Below are 15344 nucleotides of genomic sequence, written 5' to 3'. Positions count from 1 at the left end.
CTGCTCCGGCTACTTCGGCTGCTCGGGCTGCTCGGGCCGCTCCGGCGCCGGGGTGCCGTCCGGGTTGATCCGGCGGAAGCCCAGGTAGCGGACGAGCGACTCGGGCAGCAGCACCGAGCCGTCCGGCTGCTGGTGCTGCTCCAGCACGGCGGCCAGGGTGCGGCCGATCGGCAGCCCGGAGCCGTTGACGGTGGCGGCCGGGACCGGCTTGCCGTTCTCGTCCCGGGTGCGGATGCCCGCGCGCCGCCCCTGGAAGGTGCCGAAGTCGGACACCGAGGAGATCTCGCGGTAGGTGGACTGGCTCGGCAGCCACACCTCGATGTCATAGGTGAGCTGCGAGGAGAAGCCGGTGTCCCCCGCCGCCAGGGTGACCACCCGGTACGCCAGGTCCAGCTCGCGCAGGCACGCCTCGGCGTGGCCGGTCATCCGCTCCATCTCGGCCCGGGCGTCCTGCGGCGCGCAGATCCGCACCATCTCGACCTTGGAGAACTGGTGCTGGCGGATCAGCCCGCGGGTGTCCCGGCCGTACGAGCCCGCCTCCGAGCGGAAGCAGGGGGTGTGCGCGGTCAGCGCGATCGGCAGCTCGGCCGGGGCGATGATCTCGTCCGCGTACAGGTTGGTCAGCGGCACCTCGGCGGTGGGGATCAGGAACAGCTCGCGCTCGGCGACGCCGGTGGCGAACAGGTCCTCCTCGAACTTCGGCAGCTGGCCGGTGCCGGTCATGGTGGAGCGGGTGACCAGGAACGGCACCGAGTGCTCGGTGTAGCCGTGCTGCCGGGTGTGCAGGTCCAGGAACAGCCCGGCCAGCGCGCGCTCCAGGGCCGCACCGACCCCGCGCAGCACGCTGAAGCGGGGGCCGGAGAGCTTGGTGGCCCGGCCGAAGTCCAGGATGCCCATGGACTCGCCCAGGTCCACGTGGTCCTTGGGGGTGAAGGAGAACTCCGGCGGCGTGCCCACCCGGCGCTGCTCGACCGCGAACTCCTCCGAGTCGCCGTCCGGCGCGTCGTCCGAGGGCAGGTTCGGGATCGTCAGCAGCAGCTGCGTCAGCTCCTGCTGGACCTGCTCGTGCTCGGCCTCGGTCTCGCGGATCTGCTCCTTGAGCTTGCGCGCGGTCTCCTTCAGCCCGGAGACGTCCGCACCGGCCCGGGCGGCCTGCTGCACCTCGGCCGCGACCCGCTTGGCCTCGGAGCGCAGCTCATCGGCGATGCGGATGCTCTGGTTGCGGCGGGACTGGAGGCTCTCCAGGGCGGCGAGATCCAGGGCGTAGCCGCGACGCGCCAGGCGGCGCACGGCCTCGTCGCCCAGGTCGATCAGAGCGCGTGCATCATGCATGAGAGGGCTTCTCCTCGGGCGGGACTGTCGGTGGGCCTGCGGTGGTCAGACGTTAGCAAGGATGGCCCCTACGGCGACGGCCCCGGCCAGGGCGGCCCGGCGGGACGGCCCCGCGCGGCCGCCTCAGCGGACGGCGCCGCCCCGGGTCGCGATGACCGCCTCGGTGCGGACCAGCTCGCGGTAGCGCCCGTCGGGGACGGCGGCGGTCAGCGCGGCCCGCAGCTCGGCCTCGAACGCGTCCTTGGCGGAGCCGAGTTGCAGCGGACTGCTGAAGCTGTACGAGAACTGCAGCCCGACCACCTGGTCCAGGTCGCGCTCCAGCACCCGGTCCCACTGCACCGCCTCCATCCGGCAGAACGCGGACCGGGCCAGCACCGGCTCGTGCCGCTCGGCGGGCTCGGTGTACGTCCCGGAACCGGCCCGTCGCACCGGCCCCAGGTAACGCTCGCGGACGTCGGCGACCACCGCGAGCCACGGCGGCGGCGCCACGTCGTCGTGCGGCGCGCCCACCGAGGCCAGCACCACCGCCCCGGCGGGCGGCAGCAGCGCGTCCAGCTCCCGCAGCAGGCCTCACCCACCTGACGACCTCCGCTCCGGTAGCCCTCACGGCGATCACGGAGCCGGACATCCCCCGCGGCACGGAAACCGTGAATGTGGCCGTCACCTTCGACTACCGGCAGAACTGGTGGAGCGGTGACCCGTCACTCAGCAACGGGGAAATGTCCTGGGGGTACACACTCGTCCACGAACACGGCCGCTGGCTGGTGGACGACTGCGGCATGGGGTGACCAGCCACGAGCCGGCGAGAAAACGATCAGGGCCTCCCCACTCACGCGGGGAGGCCCTGATCGGACTGCTTAGGTGCTGTGCGCCGCCAGGGACTCGAACCCCGGACCCGCTGATTAAGAGTCAGCTGCTCTAACCAACTGAGCTAGCGGCGCGTCGTGCCTGGCCTTGTTGCTTTTCGCCTGGGCACAGCAGAAATACTACCTGACCTGGTGAGGTGCTCGTGACCACGGCCGGGAGGCCGGGAGGCCGGAGGTGCGGGGGCGGGGGCAGGCGGCGGGAACAGACTCGGGGGCGGGCGGGTTGGCATGTGGTGTCCGCGCGCACGCCAGTCCGGGAGCAGATCACCGTGAGTCACGCCGAGGTACCCACCCCCCTGTCGATACTCGACCTGGCCACTGTCGGCGACGGCTACACCCCCACCCAGGCGCTGGCCGCCACGACCGAGCTGGCGCGCAAGGCCGAGGGCTGGGGGTTCCACCGATTCTGGGTGGCCGAGCACCACGGCATGCCGGGCGTCGCCAGCTCCGCCCCGGCGGTACTGCTGGCGCACCTGGCGGCCGCGACCCGGACCATCCGGCTCGGCTCGGGCGGGGTGATGCTGCCGAACCACGCGCCGCTGGTGGTCGCCGAGCAGTTCGGCACGCTGCACGCGCTGCACCCCGGGCGGATCGACCTGGGCCTGGGGCGGGCCCCGGGGACGGACCCGGCGACCGCACGGGCGCTGCGGCGCGGGCAGCTGGACGAGACCGCCGAGGAGTTCCCCCGGCTGCTCGGCGAGCTGATCCACTTCCTGGACGACGACTTCCCGGCCGGGCACCCGTACCAGCGGCTGCGTGCGGTGCCCGGGCAGGCGAGCGCCCCCGGCACCGGCCGGCCGCCGATCTGGCTGCTGGGCTCGTCCGGCTTCAGCGCGCAGCTGGCCGGGCGGATGGGCCTGCCGTTCGCCTTCGCGCACCACTTCAGCGCCGCGAACACGGTCCCGGCGCTGGATCTGTACCGGGATTCGTTCCGCCCCTCGGAGGTGCTCTCGGAGCCGTACGCGCTGATCGGGGTGGGTGCGGTGGCCGCCGACACCCCGGCCGCGGCGCGGCGGCTGGCCGGGTCGGGCGCGCTGGCCATGCTGCGGCTGCGGCGGGGCCATCCGGGCCTGGTGCCGACGCCGGAGGAGGCCGAGGCGCACCCGTACTCCGAGGTCGAGCGGGAATTCGTGGACTCCTGGCTGGCGAACGTGATCATCGGCGATGTGCCGCAGGTCCGGGAGGGCCTGGAACAGCTGCGCAAGCGCACCGGCGCGGACGAGCTGATGATCACCAGCAATATCCACGGCCACGAGGCGCGGCAGCACTCGTACGAGCTGGTGGCGCAGGCCTACGGGCTGATCGGGTGAGCCTTTCGCCCGGGGCCGCCCGGGGTTCGCCGTTGCAGGAGCTGGCGGACGAGCGGCTGCGCCGGGCGGGGGTGCGGCTGCTGCTGAAGCGGGACGACCTGCTGCACCCGACCGTGCCCGGCAACAAGTGGCGCAAGCTGCTGCCCAATCTGGCCGAGGCCCGGGCCTGTGGCCACACCGCCGTGCTGACCTTCGGCGGGGCGTACTCCAACCATCTGCGGGCCACCGCGGCGGCGGGGCGCGCCGCCGCTCTGCGGACGGTCGGCGTGGTCCGCGGCGACGAGCTGCGCGACCGGCCGTTGAACCCGTCGCTGGCGCAGGCGGCGGCCTGGGGCATGGAGTTGGACTTTCTGGACCGGGCGAGCTGGCGTGAGCGGCAGTCAGAAGCGGTACTGGGAAGGCTCCTTGAGCGACACGGCCCGGCGCTGGTGGTGCCCGAGGGCGGCAGCAACCCGGCCGGGGTACGCGGATGCGTGCCGCTGGGGCGGGAGTTGGCCGCCTCGGGGGCATCGGTGGTGTGCTGCTCGGTGGGCACCGGCGGCACCCTCGCCGGGTTGGCCGCCGGGCTGGCCGAAGGTCAACAGGCGCTCGGCTACGCGTCGTTGAAGCACGCCCCGCTGGCGGCGGAGACGGCCGCGCTGCAACGGGACGCCTTCGGCCGGACGACGTCCAACTGGCGGATCGAGGACGGCTGGCACCTCGGCGGCTACGGCCGGACCACGCCTGAACTGACCGCCTTCGCCGATGACTTCCGCTCCCGGCACGGGGTCTCGCTGGACCTCGGCTACGAGGCCAAGGCCATGTTCGGGCTGATGGCCGGGCTGGGCTCGGGGCCGTTCGCGGCCGGGACGACGGTGGCGTTCCTGATCGCGGGCTGACCGGCTCGGGGCGCAATCCGGCTGATGGCTGCCTTAAGCGGGCGTCAACAGAGAATTGGTCTAGTCCTAGGTCTAGGCCATTCTCTTGACGTGTGTCGGACACCTCCATCATCGTGGGCAGACGTACCCGCACCCGTGTTCCTCTCCCCCACGAGGAGTCCCGCAGTGTTCCGCTTCCGATCACCACGCGTCCTGGCCGCGCTCACCGCTGCCGGGCTGATCGCCGCCGGCGTCGCGGTCGCAGCCGACAGCAGTGCCCAGGCCGCCACCACCACGGCCCTGAGCAGCAACTGGTACGCCGCCGCTCCCTACCTGATGCCGTTGCAGAACGACCCGCCGAACCCCACCACGGTGATGGCCGCCACCGGCATCAAGGCGTTCCAGCTGGCCTTCATCCTGGCCCCCAACAGCGGTGGCTGTACGCCGACCTGGGACGGCACCAACCCGGTCGCCGGCGACACCACCGTCGCCGCCACCATCGCCGCGATCCGCGCGGCCGGCGGTGACGTCTCGGTCTCCATCGGCGGCTACAACGGCACCAAGCTCGGCCAGGTCTGCGGTACTCCGGCCGCGACCGCCGCCGCCTACCAGCAGGTCATCACCCAGTACGGGCTGCACGCCATCGACTTCGACCTCGAGGAGCCGGAGTACGAGAACACCGCCGCCGTGGCCAACGAGATCGGCGCCGCGCAGATCCTGCAGCAGAACAACCCCGGGCTGTACGTCTCGGTGACCACTCCCGGCACCACCGCCGGTACCGGCTGGTTCGGCACCCAGATGCTCGACCAGGCCAAGGCCGACGGCTTCACCCCCAACAACTTCTCGATCATGCCCTTCGACGGCGGCTTCAACGGCGCCGCCTCGCAGATCTCCGCGCTCCAGGCGTTCAACACCATCCTGATGAACACCTTCGGCTGGACCTCGGCGCAGGCGTACGCCCACGAGGGCATCTCGATGATGAACGGGCGCTCCGACAGCGGTGAGTACTTCTACCAGTCGGACTTCCAGACGGTGTTGAACTTCGCCGAGAGCGTCGGCCTGGCCCGCTACACCAACTGGTCGGTCAACCGGGACCAGCAGTGCACCCCGCCCGACAACAACGGCCAGACGTCCGGGACATGCAGCAGCGTGCCGCAGCAGCCCTGGGACTTCACCAAGTACAGCGTCGAATTCGCGGGCGCCACACCGCCGGTGAGCGGCCCCACGCCGACGCCGACGCCGACCCCGACGCCCACCGCGTCGCCGACCGGCGGCCCGACCTCCTCCCCCACCGGCGGCACGTGCACCGCGGCCGCCTGGAACTCGGCCACCGCCTACACCGGCGGAGCCGTGGTCAGCTACAACGGCCAGCAGTGGACGGCCAAGTGGTGGACCGAGAACGACGCCCCCGGCGGCCCGGCGGGCGTGTGGACCGACGACGGCGCCTGCTGACCCCGGTCCGGGCATGACACGGCGGGGCGGCACCCACCCGGCTGCCGCCCCGCCCTGCGTACTGCCGACTACCGGCGGCTGCCGACTGCCGGCTGCTCAGCTGTGCCAGCTCACCGGCGAGCGGTAGAACTCCGGGCGGCGCTCCGGCCGCTGCCAGCGGGCCTGGCTGCGGGCGGCGCTCAGTTTGGCGTCCCGGCCCTGGTCGGCGGCGGCGCGGGCGAGCAGGACGGCGGTCAGCGCGGCGAGTTCCTCGTCGCCGAGCTTTCCCTTGACGACGCGGACCACGGGGTCGGCGGACGTCTTCGCTGGGGGGGCCACTGCGGTGGTCACGACTACTCCTCGGGCTGCGGGTCTGTGGGGCAGGGGCTACTGCGGCGGGTTGCCGTGCTTGCGGGCAGGCAGGTCGGCGTGCTTGGTGCGGAGCATGTGCAGCGAGCGGATCAGCACGTTGCGGGTGGCGGCGGGGTCGATGACGTCGTCGACCAGACCGCGCTCAGCCGCGTAGTAGGGGTGCATCAGCTCGTCCTTGTACTGCTTGACCATCTGGACGCGCTTGGCCTCGGGGTCGTCGGCGGCGGCGATCTCGCGGCGGAAGATGACGTTGGCGGCGCCCTCGGCGCCCATGACCGCGATCTCGTTGGTCGGCCAGGCGAAGGCCAGGTCCGCGCCCACGCTGCGGGAGTCCATCACGATGTACGCGCCGCCGTACGCCTTGCGCAGCACCAGCGAGATCCTGGGCACGGTGGCGTTGCAGTAGGCGTACAGCAGCTTCGCGCCGTGGCGGATGATGCCGCCGTGCTCCTGGTCCACGCCGGGCAGGAAGCCGGGCACGTCCAGCAGGGTGATCAGCGGGATGTTGAAGGCGTCGCACATCTGCACGAAGCGGGCGGCCTTCTCGCTGGCGTGGATGTCCAGCACCCCGGCCAGGGACTGCGGCTGGTTGGCCACGATCCCCACCACCTGCCCGTCGAGGCGGGTCAGCGCCACGATCACGTTGGTCGCCCAGCGCTCGTGGATCTCCATGTACTGGCCGTCGTCGGCGATCTCCTCGATCACCTTGCGCATGTCGTACGGGCGGTTGCCGTCGGCCGGGACGAGGTCCAGCAGCGCGTCGCAGGAGCGGTCGGCCGGGTCCTCGGTGGGCTCCACCGGGGCGGTCTCGCGGTTGTTCTGCGGCAGCATCGACAGCAGGAACCGGACCTCCTCCAGGCAGGTCCGCTCGTCGTCGTAGGCGAAGTGGGAGACCCCGGACACCTCGGAGTGCACGTCCGCGCCGCCCAGGCCGTTCTGCGAGATCTTCTCGCCGGTCACCGCCTGCACCACGTCGGGGCCGGTGATGAACATCTGCGAGGTCTCGCGGACCATGAAGACAAAGTCCGTCAGCGCCGGCGAGTACGCCGCGCCGCCGGCGCACGGGCCGAGCATCACGCTGATCTGCGGAATCACCCCCGAGGCACGGGTGTTGCGCTGGAAGATCCCGCCGTAGCCGGCCAGCGCGGTGACGCCCTCCTGGATCCGGGCGCCGGCGCCGTCGTTCAGCGACACCAGCGGCGCGCCCGCCGAGATGGCCATGTCCATGATCTTGTGGATCTTCTGCGCGTGCGCTTCGCCCAGCGCGCCGCCGAAGATGCGGAAGTCGTGGGCGTAGACGAACACCGTCCGGCCGTGCACCGCACCCCAACCGGTGATCACACCGTCGGTGTAGGGCTTCTTGTCCTCCAGGCCGAAGCCGGTCGCCCGGTGCCGGCGCAGCGGCTCCACCTCGCTGAACGAACCCTCGTCCAGCAGCAGCGCGATCCGCTCCCGCGCCGTCAGCTTGCCCTTCGCGTGCTGCGCCTCGGTCGCCCGCTCACTGGGCCCCGCCAGCGCAGACTCGCGGATGGCGTGCAGCTCGGCCGTACGCCCCCGGCTGTCGGTGGTCGCCACCGGCGTCTCAGGTGCCTCGACTGCCTCGGGTGCCTCACGCAGATCGGTCATCTTCTTCAGCACTCCATGTCTACCCAGGTCAGACCCGAACCGGACCGCAGCTGGGACAGCGAACCAGCTCACCCTTCGACCCTACGAGGCGTACCCCCGGATCCGGGCAGTCGGTTCCGTACAACACCTGACGCGATTCCATGGCGAAGCTGAACAGGAGCACGGCCCCATCTACCTGGCACAGGGCCGCAGAGCTGCGCGGATCGGCCAAACCCCATCCGGGCAAGGTTCATCCGGTTTTCACAAAACACCACTAGGGTGCGGCGCATGTCCACCACAAGCCCCTCCGGCTCCCCCAGCCCCGCCGATCCCGTCGACCCCCGGACGGGTGACGACGACGCCGCGCCCGTGGCCGACCCCACAGCCGCGATCGCCGCCGCCACGGCCGCGACCGGCACCGCCACCACGGCACTGACCAAGACCGAGGAGGGGTTCAAGCCCGCCGCACCCTTCGTCCCGGCCTGGTCGCCGCGCCCGCACGACCAGCTCAGCCCCGAGGACAAGGACCCCGAGGACCTCACCGACGAGGAGCTGGAGGCGCTCACCCAGGGCGAGACCTCCAAGGGCGTGGTCGGCGGCGCCTTCGCCATCGCCGCCGGAGCCCTCGGCCTGGCGTCGATCACCGGCACCTGGGTCAGCAACGTGGTCTACGAGCGCCAGCAGCTGATCGGCAGCATCGCCTCCAACGGCAAGTCCAGCGCCCAGGTGATCGCCGCCGAGTACGCCGCCCCCTGGCACAAGGTCGCCATGCTGAACGGCGTGTTTGCCGTCGCCGCCTTCGTCGTCGCCCTCGGCGTGCTGATAGCCGGCTACTTCCTGGCCGCCCGGCCGATGCCGGGCTGGGCCCGCGCCGTCGCCTGGGCCGCGCTCGCGCTCAGCGTCATCGGCCTGGCCGTCTCCGGGGTCATGTACTTCGACCTGGGCATCCACACCATCGTCGCCCCGGCCGCCGCCGGCTCCGGCACCGGCTGACCGGGCGGCGCCCCCCGCCCCGCCCGGTGCGTGTCCTCCGGGCGGGCGAATACCCGGGGCCGCCGCCGTGTCCCGGGGGCTCCCTGCGGCGGTTGTTGGCAGGGTGCCCCCATGCCTGCCCCGATGCGTGCCCCCGTGCCTGCCCCCGTGTCCGCCCCCACGGGCAAGAAGCCGATCAAGCAGTCGCTGCTCCGCGTCTGCGCCGCGCTGACCCTCGCCGCCGCGGCGCTCGCGCTGCAGGCCCCGACCGGACGCGCCGAGGCCGCCCCCCGGGCGGGCGTCGACTTCGTCCGGCTGCCGCACCCGGTGGCGCAGGCGCCCCGGCAGCAGGTGGTCGAGGTGTTCTGGTACGGCTGCGAGCACTCGTACCAGCTGGAGACCCCGCTGGACGACTGGGCCGCCCGGCAGAGCCCCCCGGTGCACATCACGCGCATCCCCGCGGCCTGGTCGAACACGCCGGTGATGCTGGCCTACGCCCGGCTCTACTACACCCTCGACCGGCTCGGCGCGGCCCAGCAGCTCGCCCTGCCCGCGTTCCACGCCGTCCTGGACGAGCGGCGGTCGTTGACCACCGAGGACACCGCCGCCGACTGGGCCGCCGAGCAGGGCGTCGACCCCGACGCCTTCCGCAGCGCGTACGAGTCGGCGCAGGTGCAGCAGGAGACCGAGGCCGCGCCGGCGCTGCGCGAGTCCTACGACGTGCACGAGATGCCCAGCGTGGTCGTCGGCGGCACCTACCGCACCTCGCCGTTCCTGGCCGACGGCGGCGTGGCCGGGACGGTCCCGGTGGTGGACTACCTGTACCAGCGGGCGCGGGCGGCGGCGCCCGAGCGTCAGGGCTGGTAGCGGTAGCCCATCCCGGGCTCGGTCAGCAGGTGGCGCGGGTGCGCCGGGTCGGGCTCCAGCTTGCGGCGCAGCCCGGCCAGGTAGACCCGCAGGTAGTTGGTCTTGGACTCGTGCCCGGGGCCCCACACGTCGTCCAGGATCTGCCGCCCCGTCACCAGCCGTCCGGGGTGGGCCAGCAGCAGCGCCAGCACCCGCCACTCGGTGGGGGTCAGCCGGGGCTCCTCGGGCCGCTCCTGGCCGGGCTGCCACGGGCCGTCGGCGCGGCGCCGGACGGTGCAGTTGACCACGTCGACGGTGTAGCCGCCGAGCTCGACGGCCAGCGGCGGCTCCTCCGGCGAGGGCCGCCGCAGGACCGCGCGCAGCCGGGCCAGCAGCTCGTTCATGGAGAACGGCTTGGTGACGTAGTCGTCGGCCCCGGCGTCCAGCGCGGCGACCTTCTCGGCGGCCCCGGAGCGCCCGGAGAGCACGATGATCGGGACCTTGCTCCAGACCCGCAGCGCCTGGATCACGTCCACGCCGTCCAGGTCGGGCAGGCCGAGGTCGAGGATCACCGCCTCGGGCGGCGTACGCACGGCCTGGCGCAGCGCGGAGCTGCCGTCGGCGGCGGTGGCCACCAGGTAGTGCCGGGCCTTGAGGTTGATCCGGAGCGCGCGCAGCATCTGCGGCTCGTCGTCGACGACCAGGACGCGGGTCAAAGGCGTGATCCTTCCGGTGCGGTCGCGCGGCCCTGGTCGGCCTGTACGTCGGGGTTCTGGTCGGCGGAGTGCTGGTCGGCCGGGGCCTGCTGCGGGGCCCGGTCGAGCGGCGCGGCCGGGAGCGAGAGGACCATGGTCAGGCCGCCGCCGGGGGTGTCCTCGGGGGTGAGCGTGCCGCCCATGGCCTCGGCCAGGCCGCGCGAAAGGGCGAGGCCGAGGCCGACGCCGCTGTCGTTGTCGGTGTCGCCGAGCCGCTGGAACGGCTGGAAGATCCGGTCCCGGTCCTCCGGCGGCAGCCCCTGGCCGCGGTCGACGACCCGCAGCTCCACCCGCTCGCCGTGGGCGCTGGCGGTCAGCAGCACCGGCGTCCCGACCGGGGTGTGCCGGACGCCGTTGGCGATCAGGTTGGCCAGCACCCGTTCCAGCAGCGGCGGATCGGCGAGCACGGGAGGGGCGGCGTCCAGGCCGATGGCGGAGACGGGCTCGCCGCCGGCGCCGGAGAGCGAGTCCAGCGCGGTCGAGTAGACCTCGTCCAGCGCGGTCGGCTGGAGGTCCAGGGTGAGCGCCCCGGCCTGCAGCCTGCTCATGTCGAGCAGGTTCTCCACCAGCCGGGTGAGCTTGCCGAGGGCCTGTTCGGCGGTGGCCAGGAGTTCGCGCTGGTCCTCGGCGCTGAACTGGACGTCCTCGCTGCGCAGCGAGGAGACCGAGGCGAGCGCGACCGCCAGCGGGGTGCGCAGGTCGTGGCTGACGGCGGCGAGCAGCGCGGAGCGCAGCCGGTCGGCCGCCTTGACCGGTTCGACCTCGGCGGCGGCCTCGGCGAGCCGGGCGCGTTCCAGGGCGACCGCGACATGCGCGGCGAACGCCGACAGCACCCGCCGGTCGGCGGCCGGCAGGCTGCGTCCGCGCAGCACCATGACGGTGTCGCTGCTGACCGGTATCGCCTCGACGGCAGCGGTGTCGGCGGCGTTCGCGGCGCCGCCGGGGACGGCATCGGCGGCGTCGGCGGCGTTGTCGGTGCCGGGTGCCATCCTGGAGTCCGGAGCCGCCACCGGGGACGGGGCCGGGGCCGTACCCGGGGCGGCGTCCGACGCCCGGGCGGGTGGCAGCGCCGGTGCCGCCCCCTGCCCGAACTCCTCCTCGCCGGTGCGGCGCAGCGTCACGCTCACCATGCCGAAGGTCTCCCGCAGCCGCGCCAGCAGCGCCGGTACGGCCTGGTCGCCGCGCAGCACGCTGCCCGCGACCGCGGAGAGCGTCTCCGCCTCGGCGGTGGCGCGGGCGGCGCGACCGGCCAGCCGGGTGGCCCGGTCGACGATGCTGGCCACGATGATCGCAACGACGGCGAAGACGCACAGCGCGAGCACGTTGTTGGGGTCGGAGATGGTGAAGCGGTGGACCGGCGGGATGAAGTAGTAGTTGAGCAGCAGCGACGCGGTGAGGGAGGCGACCAGGGCGGACACCACGCCGCCGAGGCAGGCGGTGCCGACGACGGCGAGCAGGAACAGCAGGATGTCGCTGGTGGTGTTGACCGGCGCGCGCAGCTGGGTGAGCAGCACGGTCAGCGCCGGCGGGGCGAGCAGCCCGGCCACCGGTCCGGCCACGCGCCGCCGCCGGGTGCGCGGCCGTCCCGGCACGGGCAGTCCGCGGCCGGCGCCGGAGTTCTCGTGGGTGACCATGTGGACGTCGATGTCGCCGGAGAGCTCGACTGTGGTCTCGCCGATGCCGCGCCCGGTGAGCGAGCGCAGCAGCCGTCCGCGCCTGCTGGTGCCGAGGACGAGCTGGGTGGCGTTCTCGGCGCGGGCGAAGTCCAGCAGGGCGCGGGGGATGTCGTCGCCGACGACGGAGTGCGCGCTGCCGCCGAGGGTCTCCACCAGGCGGCGCTGGGCGGCGAGGGCGGCCGGGTTGGCGTCGGCCAGGCCGTCGCTGCGGGCCACGTGCACGGCCAGCAGCTCGCCCCCGGCCGAGCGGTCGGCGATCCGGGCCGCGCGGCGGATCAGCGTCTCCCCCTCGGGGCCGCCGGTGAGGGCCACCACGACGCGTTCCCGGGTCTCCCAGACCCGGCTGATGCCGTGTTCGGCCCGGTAGGTCTGCAGCCCCTCGTCGACCCGCCCGGCGAGCCACAGCAGGGCGAGCTCGCGCAGCGCGGTGAGGTTGCCGACCCGGAAGTAGTTGGACAGCGCGGCGTCGACCTTCTCGGCGGCGTAGACGTTGCCGTGGGCCATGCGGCGGCGCAGCCCCTCGGGGGCCATGTCGACCAGCTCGATCTGGTCGGCCCGGCGGACCACCTCGTCCGGCACGGTCTCGCGCTGCGGCACCCCGGTGATCCTCTCGACCACGTCGTTGAGCGACTCCAGGTGCTGGACGTTGACGGTGGTGAGCACGTCGATGCCGGCGTCCAGCAGCTCCTGGACGTCCTGCCAGCGCTTGGCGTGGCGTCCGCCGGGGACGTTGGTGTGCGCGAGCTCGTCCACCAGGGCGACCTCGGGGCGGCGGGCGATGACGGCGTCGGTGTCCATCTCGGTGAACTCCGCGCCTCGGTAGCGCCGGTCGAGACGGGGCAGCACCTCCAGCCCGGCGAGCAGGTCCTCGGTGTGCCGGCGCCGGTGGCACTCGACGTAGGCGACGACGACGTCGCTGCCGCGCTCCTGGCGGCGGCGGGCCTCGTCCAGCATCCGGTAGGTCTTGCCGACGCCGGGGGCCGCACCGAGCAGCACCTTCAACCGGCCCCGACCGGCGCCGGAGCGCGCGTAGGACGCGGGACTGTCGTACTGGTGCGACACCTGCGGCGTTTCCTTCCCGCTGCGGTGCTTCCCACGATGGGAGCCTCCCTGCAGGCAACCGCATGACACCCCCGATGAGCAGCGGCGTTAACGCTTTCCTGACACGTAGCGGGTGGCTGCATACGCAATCTTGACCTCACGGCCGTGCACGGCCGCCGCGCACGGCCGCGCCCGGTGCCGCGCCGGCGGTCCGGGCCGCCGGCGCGGCGCCCGCTAGCGGTCCAGGCGCAGCCGCAGGCGGCAGACGGTGGCCTCGGTGCCGCGCCGGACCGCGCGGGCGATCAGCGCGCCGCGCTGGTTGTGCAGCGGCCAGGTCCACCAGTGCGCGGGCTCGACCTCGGCGATCAGGACGGTGACCCGGTCGTAGGCGTGCGCGGCGGACAGCTCGCGCAGGCAGGCCACCAGGGGTCGGCTCAGTTCCCTTCGTTCCGAGGGGAGTTCGACCAGCGGGACGCCGGGCTGCCAGGCCTCCCAGCCGGCGCGCAGGGTGTCGGCGGCGGCCCGGTCCTCGTCGTCGCCCCCGGTCGGGACGACGGTGACGGCGACGACCTCGTCGCCGAGCGAGACGGCGGCGGAGACCGCCTCGCGGGTCAGCCGGGAGAGCCCGCCGACCGGGACGACCACCAGCGAGTGGGTCCGGACCGGCGCCTCGGGGATGCGGCCCAGGCCGAGCTGCTCGCCTATTCGCTCGTACGAGTGACGTATCCGGGAGAACAGCAGGACCAGCAGCGGCAGCGTGATACAGATGATCCAGGCGCCCTCGGTGAACTTGGTGAGGGTCTCCACGACGGTCGCCGCTGCGGTGAGCAGCGCGCCGAATCCATTGAGAGCGGCCTTCCGCCGCCAGCCGGGGATCCGGTTCAGGTGCCAGTGCCGGACCATCCCCACCTGGCAGACGGTGAAGCCGACGAAGACGCCGATGGCGAACAGCGGCACCAGGCTGTTCACATTCCCGCCCGAGCCGACGAGCAGCGCGGCGGAGGCGAGCGCGAGGGCCAGCACGCCGTGCCGGTAGACCTGGTGGTCCGCGCGGAGAGCGAAGACATGCGGCAGGTGGTTGTCGCGCGCGAGCAGCCGCAGCAGGACGGGCAGGCCGCCGAAGGAGGTGTTGGCGGCCAGGGCCAGCAGCAGCACGGTGGCGAACTGGACGACGTAGAAACCGATGCCGTGGCCGAGCGCGGCGTCGGTGAGCTGCGCGAGGACGGTCACCCCGGCCACCGGCTGGAGGTGGAAGCGACCGATGAGCACGGCCAGACCGATCAGCATGGCGCCGAGCAGCCCGCCGAGGGCCATCTCGGTGTGCTGGGCCCGTTTGACGCCGGGCGCGCGGAAGGAGGGGACGGCGTTGGCGATGGCCTCGACGCCGGTCAGCGCCGAGCAGCCGGAGGCGAAGGCACGGAGCAGCAGCAGGACGCCCACCGACTGCGCGTGGGCGGCGAGTTCGGAGGTGTGACCGGCGGCGAGGAGCCCGACCGGTGCGTGCCGGAACAGTCCGACGGCGACCACGGTGAGGATGGAGATGACGAACACCGCAGTGGGGATCATGAAGGCGCGGGCCGATTCCGCGATGCCGCGCAGGTTGATCGCGGTGACCAGGGCGAGCACGGCCAGGCAGAGCCACAGCCGGTCGCCGTAGAGGCCGGGGAAGGCCGAGGTGAGGGCGGCCACCCCGGCGGTGACGGAGACGGCGACGTTCAGCACGTAGTCGATGACCAGGGAACCCGCGGCGACCAGGGCGGTGCGGCGGCCGAGGTGGGTCCGGGCGACGGCGTAGGAGCCGCCGCCGTCCGGGAAGGCCGCTATGACCTGCCGGTAGGAGAGCGTGAGCACGGCGAGCAGGACGGCGATGGCGATGGTCACCGGGAGCGTGAAGCCCAGCCCGTGGGCCCCGGCCGCGGCCAGGACCACGACGATGGCCTCCGGCCCGTAGGCCACGGAGGCCATGGCGTCCAGCGAGAGCGCGGCGAGGCCGCCGAGAGCGGTCAGCCGGTCGCGGCCCTCCGCGCCCGACCGCGGCGCGCGGCCGGTGCCGGGTTCGGGGGGTTCGCCGTCCTCGCCCGGGGCGGCGGGTGTCGCTGCCGCCTCCGGTACCGCTGCCGTCGGCGGCTCGGCCGCCGCTGTCGTTGCCGGTGCCTCTGTGTCCATCCCCGTCAGCCTTCCCATGACCTGCCGAGCCTGTACGCGTGCGCGTCGCACTGCCGGCTCATGCTGGCCCCGCCGCAGACCGGCGATCTGCGACGCGTACGGGATCTTAACGGCA

At 73.1% G+C, this 15344-nt stretch carries 13 protein-coding genes and 1 tRNA gene; 6 read left to right on the top strand and 8 right to left on the bottom strand.

Annotation, left to right across the window (positions count from 1 at the left end; genetic code table 11):
• Positions 1-9 precede the first annotated feature (9 nt).
• Positions 10-1332, bottom strand: coding sequence for a serine--tRNA ligase (serS, locus tag GXW83_RS06195; RefSeq protein ID WP_182441881.1), 1323 nt, complete (start codon positions 1330-1332; stop codon positions 10-12).
• Positions 1333-1455: 123 nt separating this feature from the next.
• Complete coding sequence (locus GXW83_RS06190) at positions 1456-1842, bottom strand: methyltransferase type 11 (protein ID WP_225446792.1); 387 nt, start codon at positions 1840-1842, stop codon at positions 1456-1458.
• 143 nt (positions 1843-1985) lie between these two features.
• On the opposite strand from GXW83_RS06190, the gene GXW83_RS34795 reads away from it, so the two are divergent.
• Entirely contained in the window at positions 1986-2120 is a 135-nt protein-coding gene (locus GXW83_RS34795; RefSeq protein WP_255431286.1) for a hypothetical protein, read from the top strand.
• 79 nt (positions 2121-2199) lie between these two features.
• Here the strand turns inward: GXW83_RS34795 and GXW83_RS06185 are convergent.
• Positions 2200-2273 (bottom strand) — tRNA-Lys (locus GXW83_RS06185).
• Positions 2274-2467: 194 nt separating this feature from the next.
• Between GXW83_RS06185 and GXW83_RS06180 the strand changes: the two genes are divergently transcribed.
• From GXW83_RS06180 to GXW83_RS06170, 3 genes are all read left to right on the top strand, one after another.
• Positions 2468-3508 carry an LLM class flavin-dependent oxidoreductase gene (locus tag GXW83_RS06180; protein ID WP_225446791.1) on the top strand — a complete coding sequence of 347 codons (1041 nt, stop codon included), beginning with the start codon at positions 2468-2470 and terminating at the stop codon, positions 3506-3508.
• The gene (locus GXW83_RS06175) at positions 3505-4386 is read left to right on the top strand and encodes a 1-aminocyclopropane-1-carboxylate deaminase/D-cysteine desulfhydrase (RefSeq protein WP_182441878.1); all 882 of its coding nucleotides are present in this window, start codon (positions 3505-3507) and stop codon (positions 4384-4386) included. Before GXW83_RS06180 ends, GXW83_RS06175 begins: the two co-directional genes overlap by 4 nt.
• A gap of 165 nt (positions 4387-4551) precedes the next feature.
• Entirely contained in the window at positions 4552-5817 is a 1266-nt protein-coding gene (locus tag GXW83_RS06170; protein WP_370466573.1) for a carbohydrate-binding protein, read from the top strand.
• A 96-nt stretch (positions 5818-5913) separates the two neighbouring features.
• Here the strand turns inward: GXW83_RS06170 and GXW83_RS06165 are convergent, their stop codons facing one another.
• A complete protein-coding gene (locus tag GXW83_RS06165) occupies positions 5914-6147 on the bottom strand; it encodes an acyl-CoA carboxylase epsilon subunit (protein WP_225446790.1) in 234 nt (77 codons plus the stop codon).
• Between the two features lie 36 nt (positions 6148-6183).
• The gene (locus GXW83_RS06160; protein ID WP_182441877.1) at positions 6184-7794 is read right to left on the bottom strand and encodes an acyl-CoA carboxylase subunit beta; all 1611 of its coding nucleotides are present in this window, start codon (positions 7792-7794) and stop codon (positions 6184-6186) included.
• A 267-nt stretch (positions 7795-8061) separates the two neighbouring features.
• On the opposite strand from GXW83_RS06160, the gene GXW83_RS06155 reads away from it, so the two are divergent.
• Complete coding sequence (locus tag GXW83_RS06155; RefSeq protein ID WP_182441876.1) at positions 8062-8766, top strand: hypothetical protein; 705 nt, start codon at positions 8062-8064, stop codon at positions 8764-8766.
• A gap of 147 nt (positions 8767-8913) precedes the next feature.
• Positions 8914-9612 (top strand): thiol:disulfide interchange protein DsbA/DsbL, encoded by a 699-nt coding sequence (locus GXW83_RS06150; protein WP_182441875.1) that lies wholly within the window; start codon positions 8914-8916, stop codon positions 9610-9612.
• Here the strand turns inward: GXW83_RS06150 and GXW83_RS06145 are convergent.
• From GXW83_RS06145 to GXW83_RS06135, 3 genes are all read right to left on the bottom strand, one after another.
• Entirely contained in the window at positions 9600-10307 is a 708-nt protein-coding gene (locus tag GXW83_RS06145) for a response regulator (protein ID WP_182441874.1), read from the bottom strand. The two genes, GXW83_RS06150 and GXW83_RS06145, sit on opposite strands and share 13 nt — an antisense overlap.
• On the bottom strand, positions 10304-13084 hold the full coding sequence (locus tag GXW83_RS06140) for an ATP-binding protein (protein WP_225446789.1): 2781 nt from the start codon (positions 13082-13084) through the stop codon (positions 10304-10306). The genes GXW83_RS06145 and GXW83_RS06140 overlap by 4 nt, the downstream gene beginning before the upstream one ends.
• A 213-nt stretch (positions 13085-13297) precedes the next feature.
• On the bottom strand, positions 13298-15229 hold the full coding sequence (locus GXW83_RS06135; protein ID WP_182441873.1) for an APC family permease: 1932 nt from the start codon (positions 15227-15229) through the stop codon (positions 13298-13300).
• Between the last annotated feature and the right edge of the window lie 115 nt (positions 15230-15344).

This window comes from Streptacidiphilus sp. PB12-B1b (genome assembly GCF_014084125.1).
GTDB lineage: Bacteria > Actinomycetota > Actinomycetes > Streptomycetales > Streptomycetaceae > Streptacidiphilus.
This window is presented reverse-complemented; position numbering and strand designations above follow the sequence as displayed.

Excerpts from the sequence above, each read along its gene's own strand:
- serS (WP_182441881.1), bottom strand. The coding sequence starts at position 1,332 with ATGCATGATGCACGCGCTCTGATCGACCTGGGCGACGAGGCCGTGCGC.
- GXW83_RS06160 (WP_182441877.1), bottom strand. The coding sequence starts at position 7,794 with ATGACCGATCTGCGTGAGGCACCCGAGGCAGTCGAGGCACCTGAGACG.
- GXW83_RS06155 (WP_182441876.1), top strand. The coding sequence starts at position 8,062 with ATGTCCACCACAAGCCCCTCCGGCTCCCCCAGCCCCGCCGATCCCGTC.
- GXW83_RS06135 (WP_182441873.1), bottom strand. The coding sequence starts at position 15,229 with ATGGACACAGAGGCACCGGCAACGACAGCGGCGGCCGAGCCGCCGACG.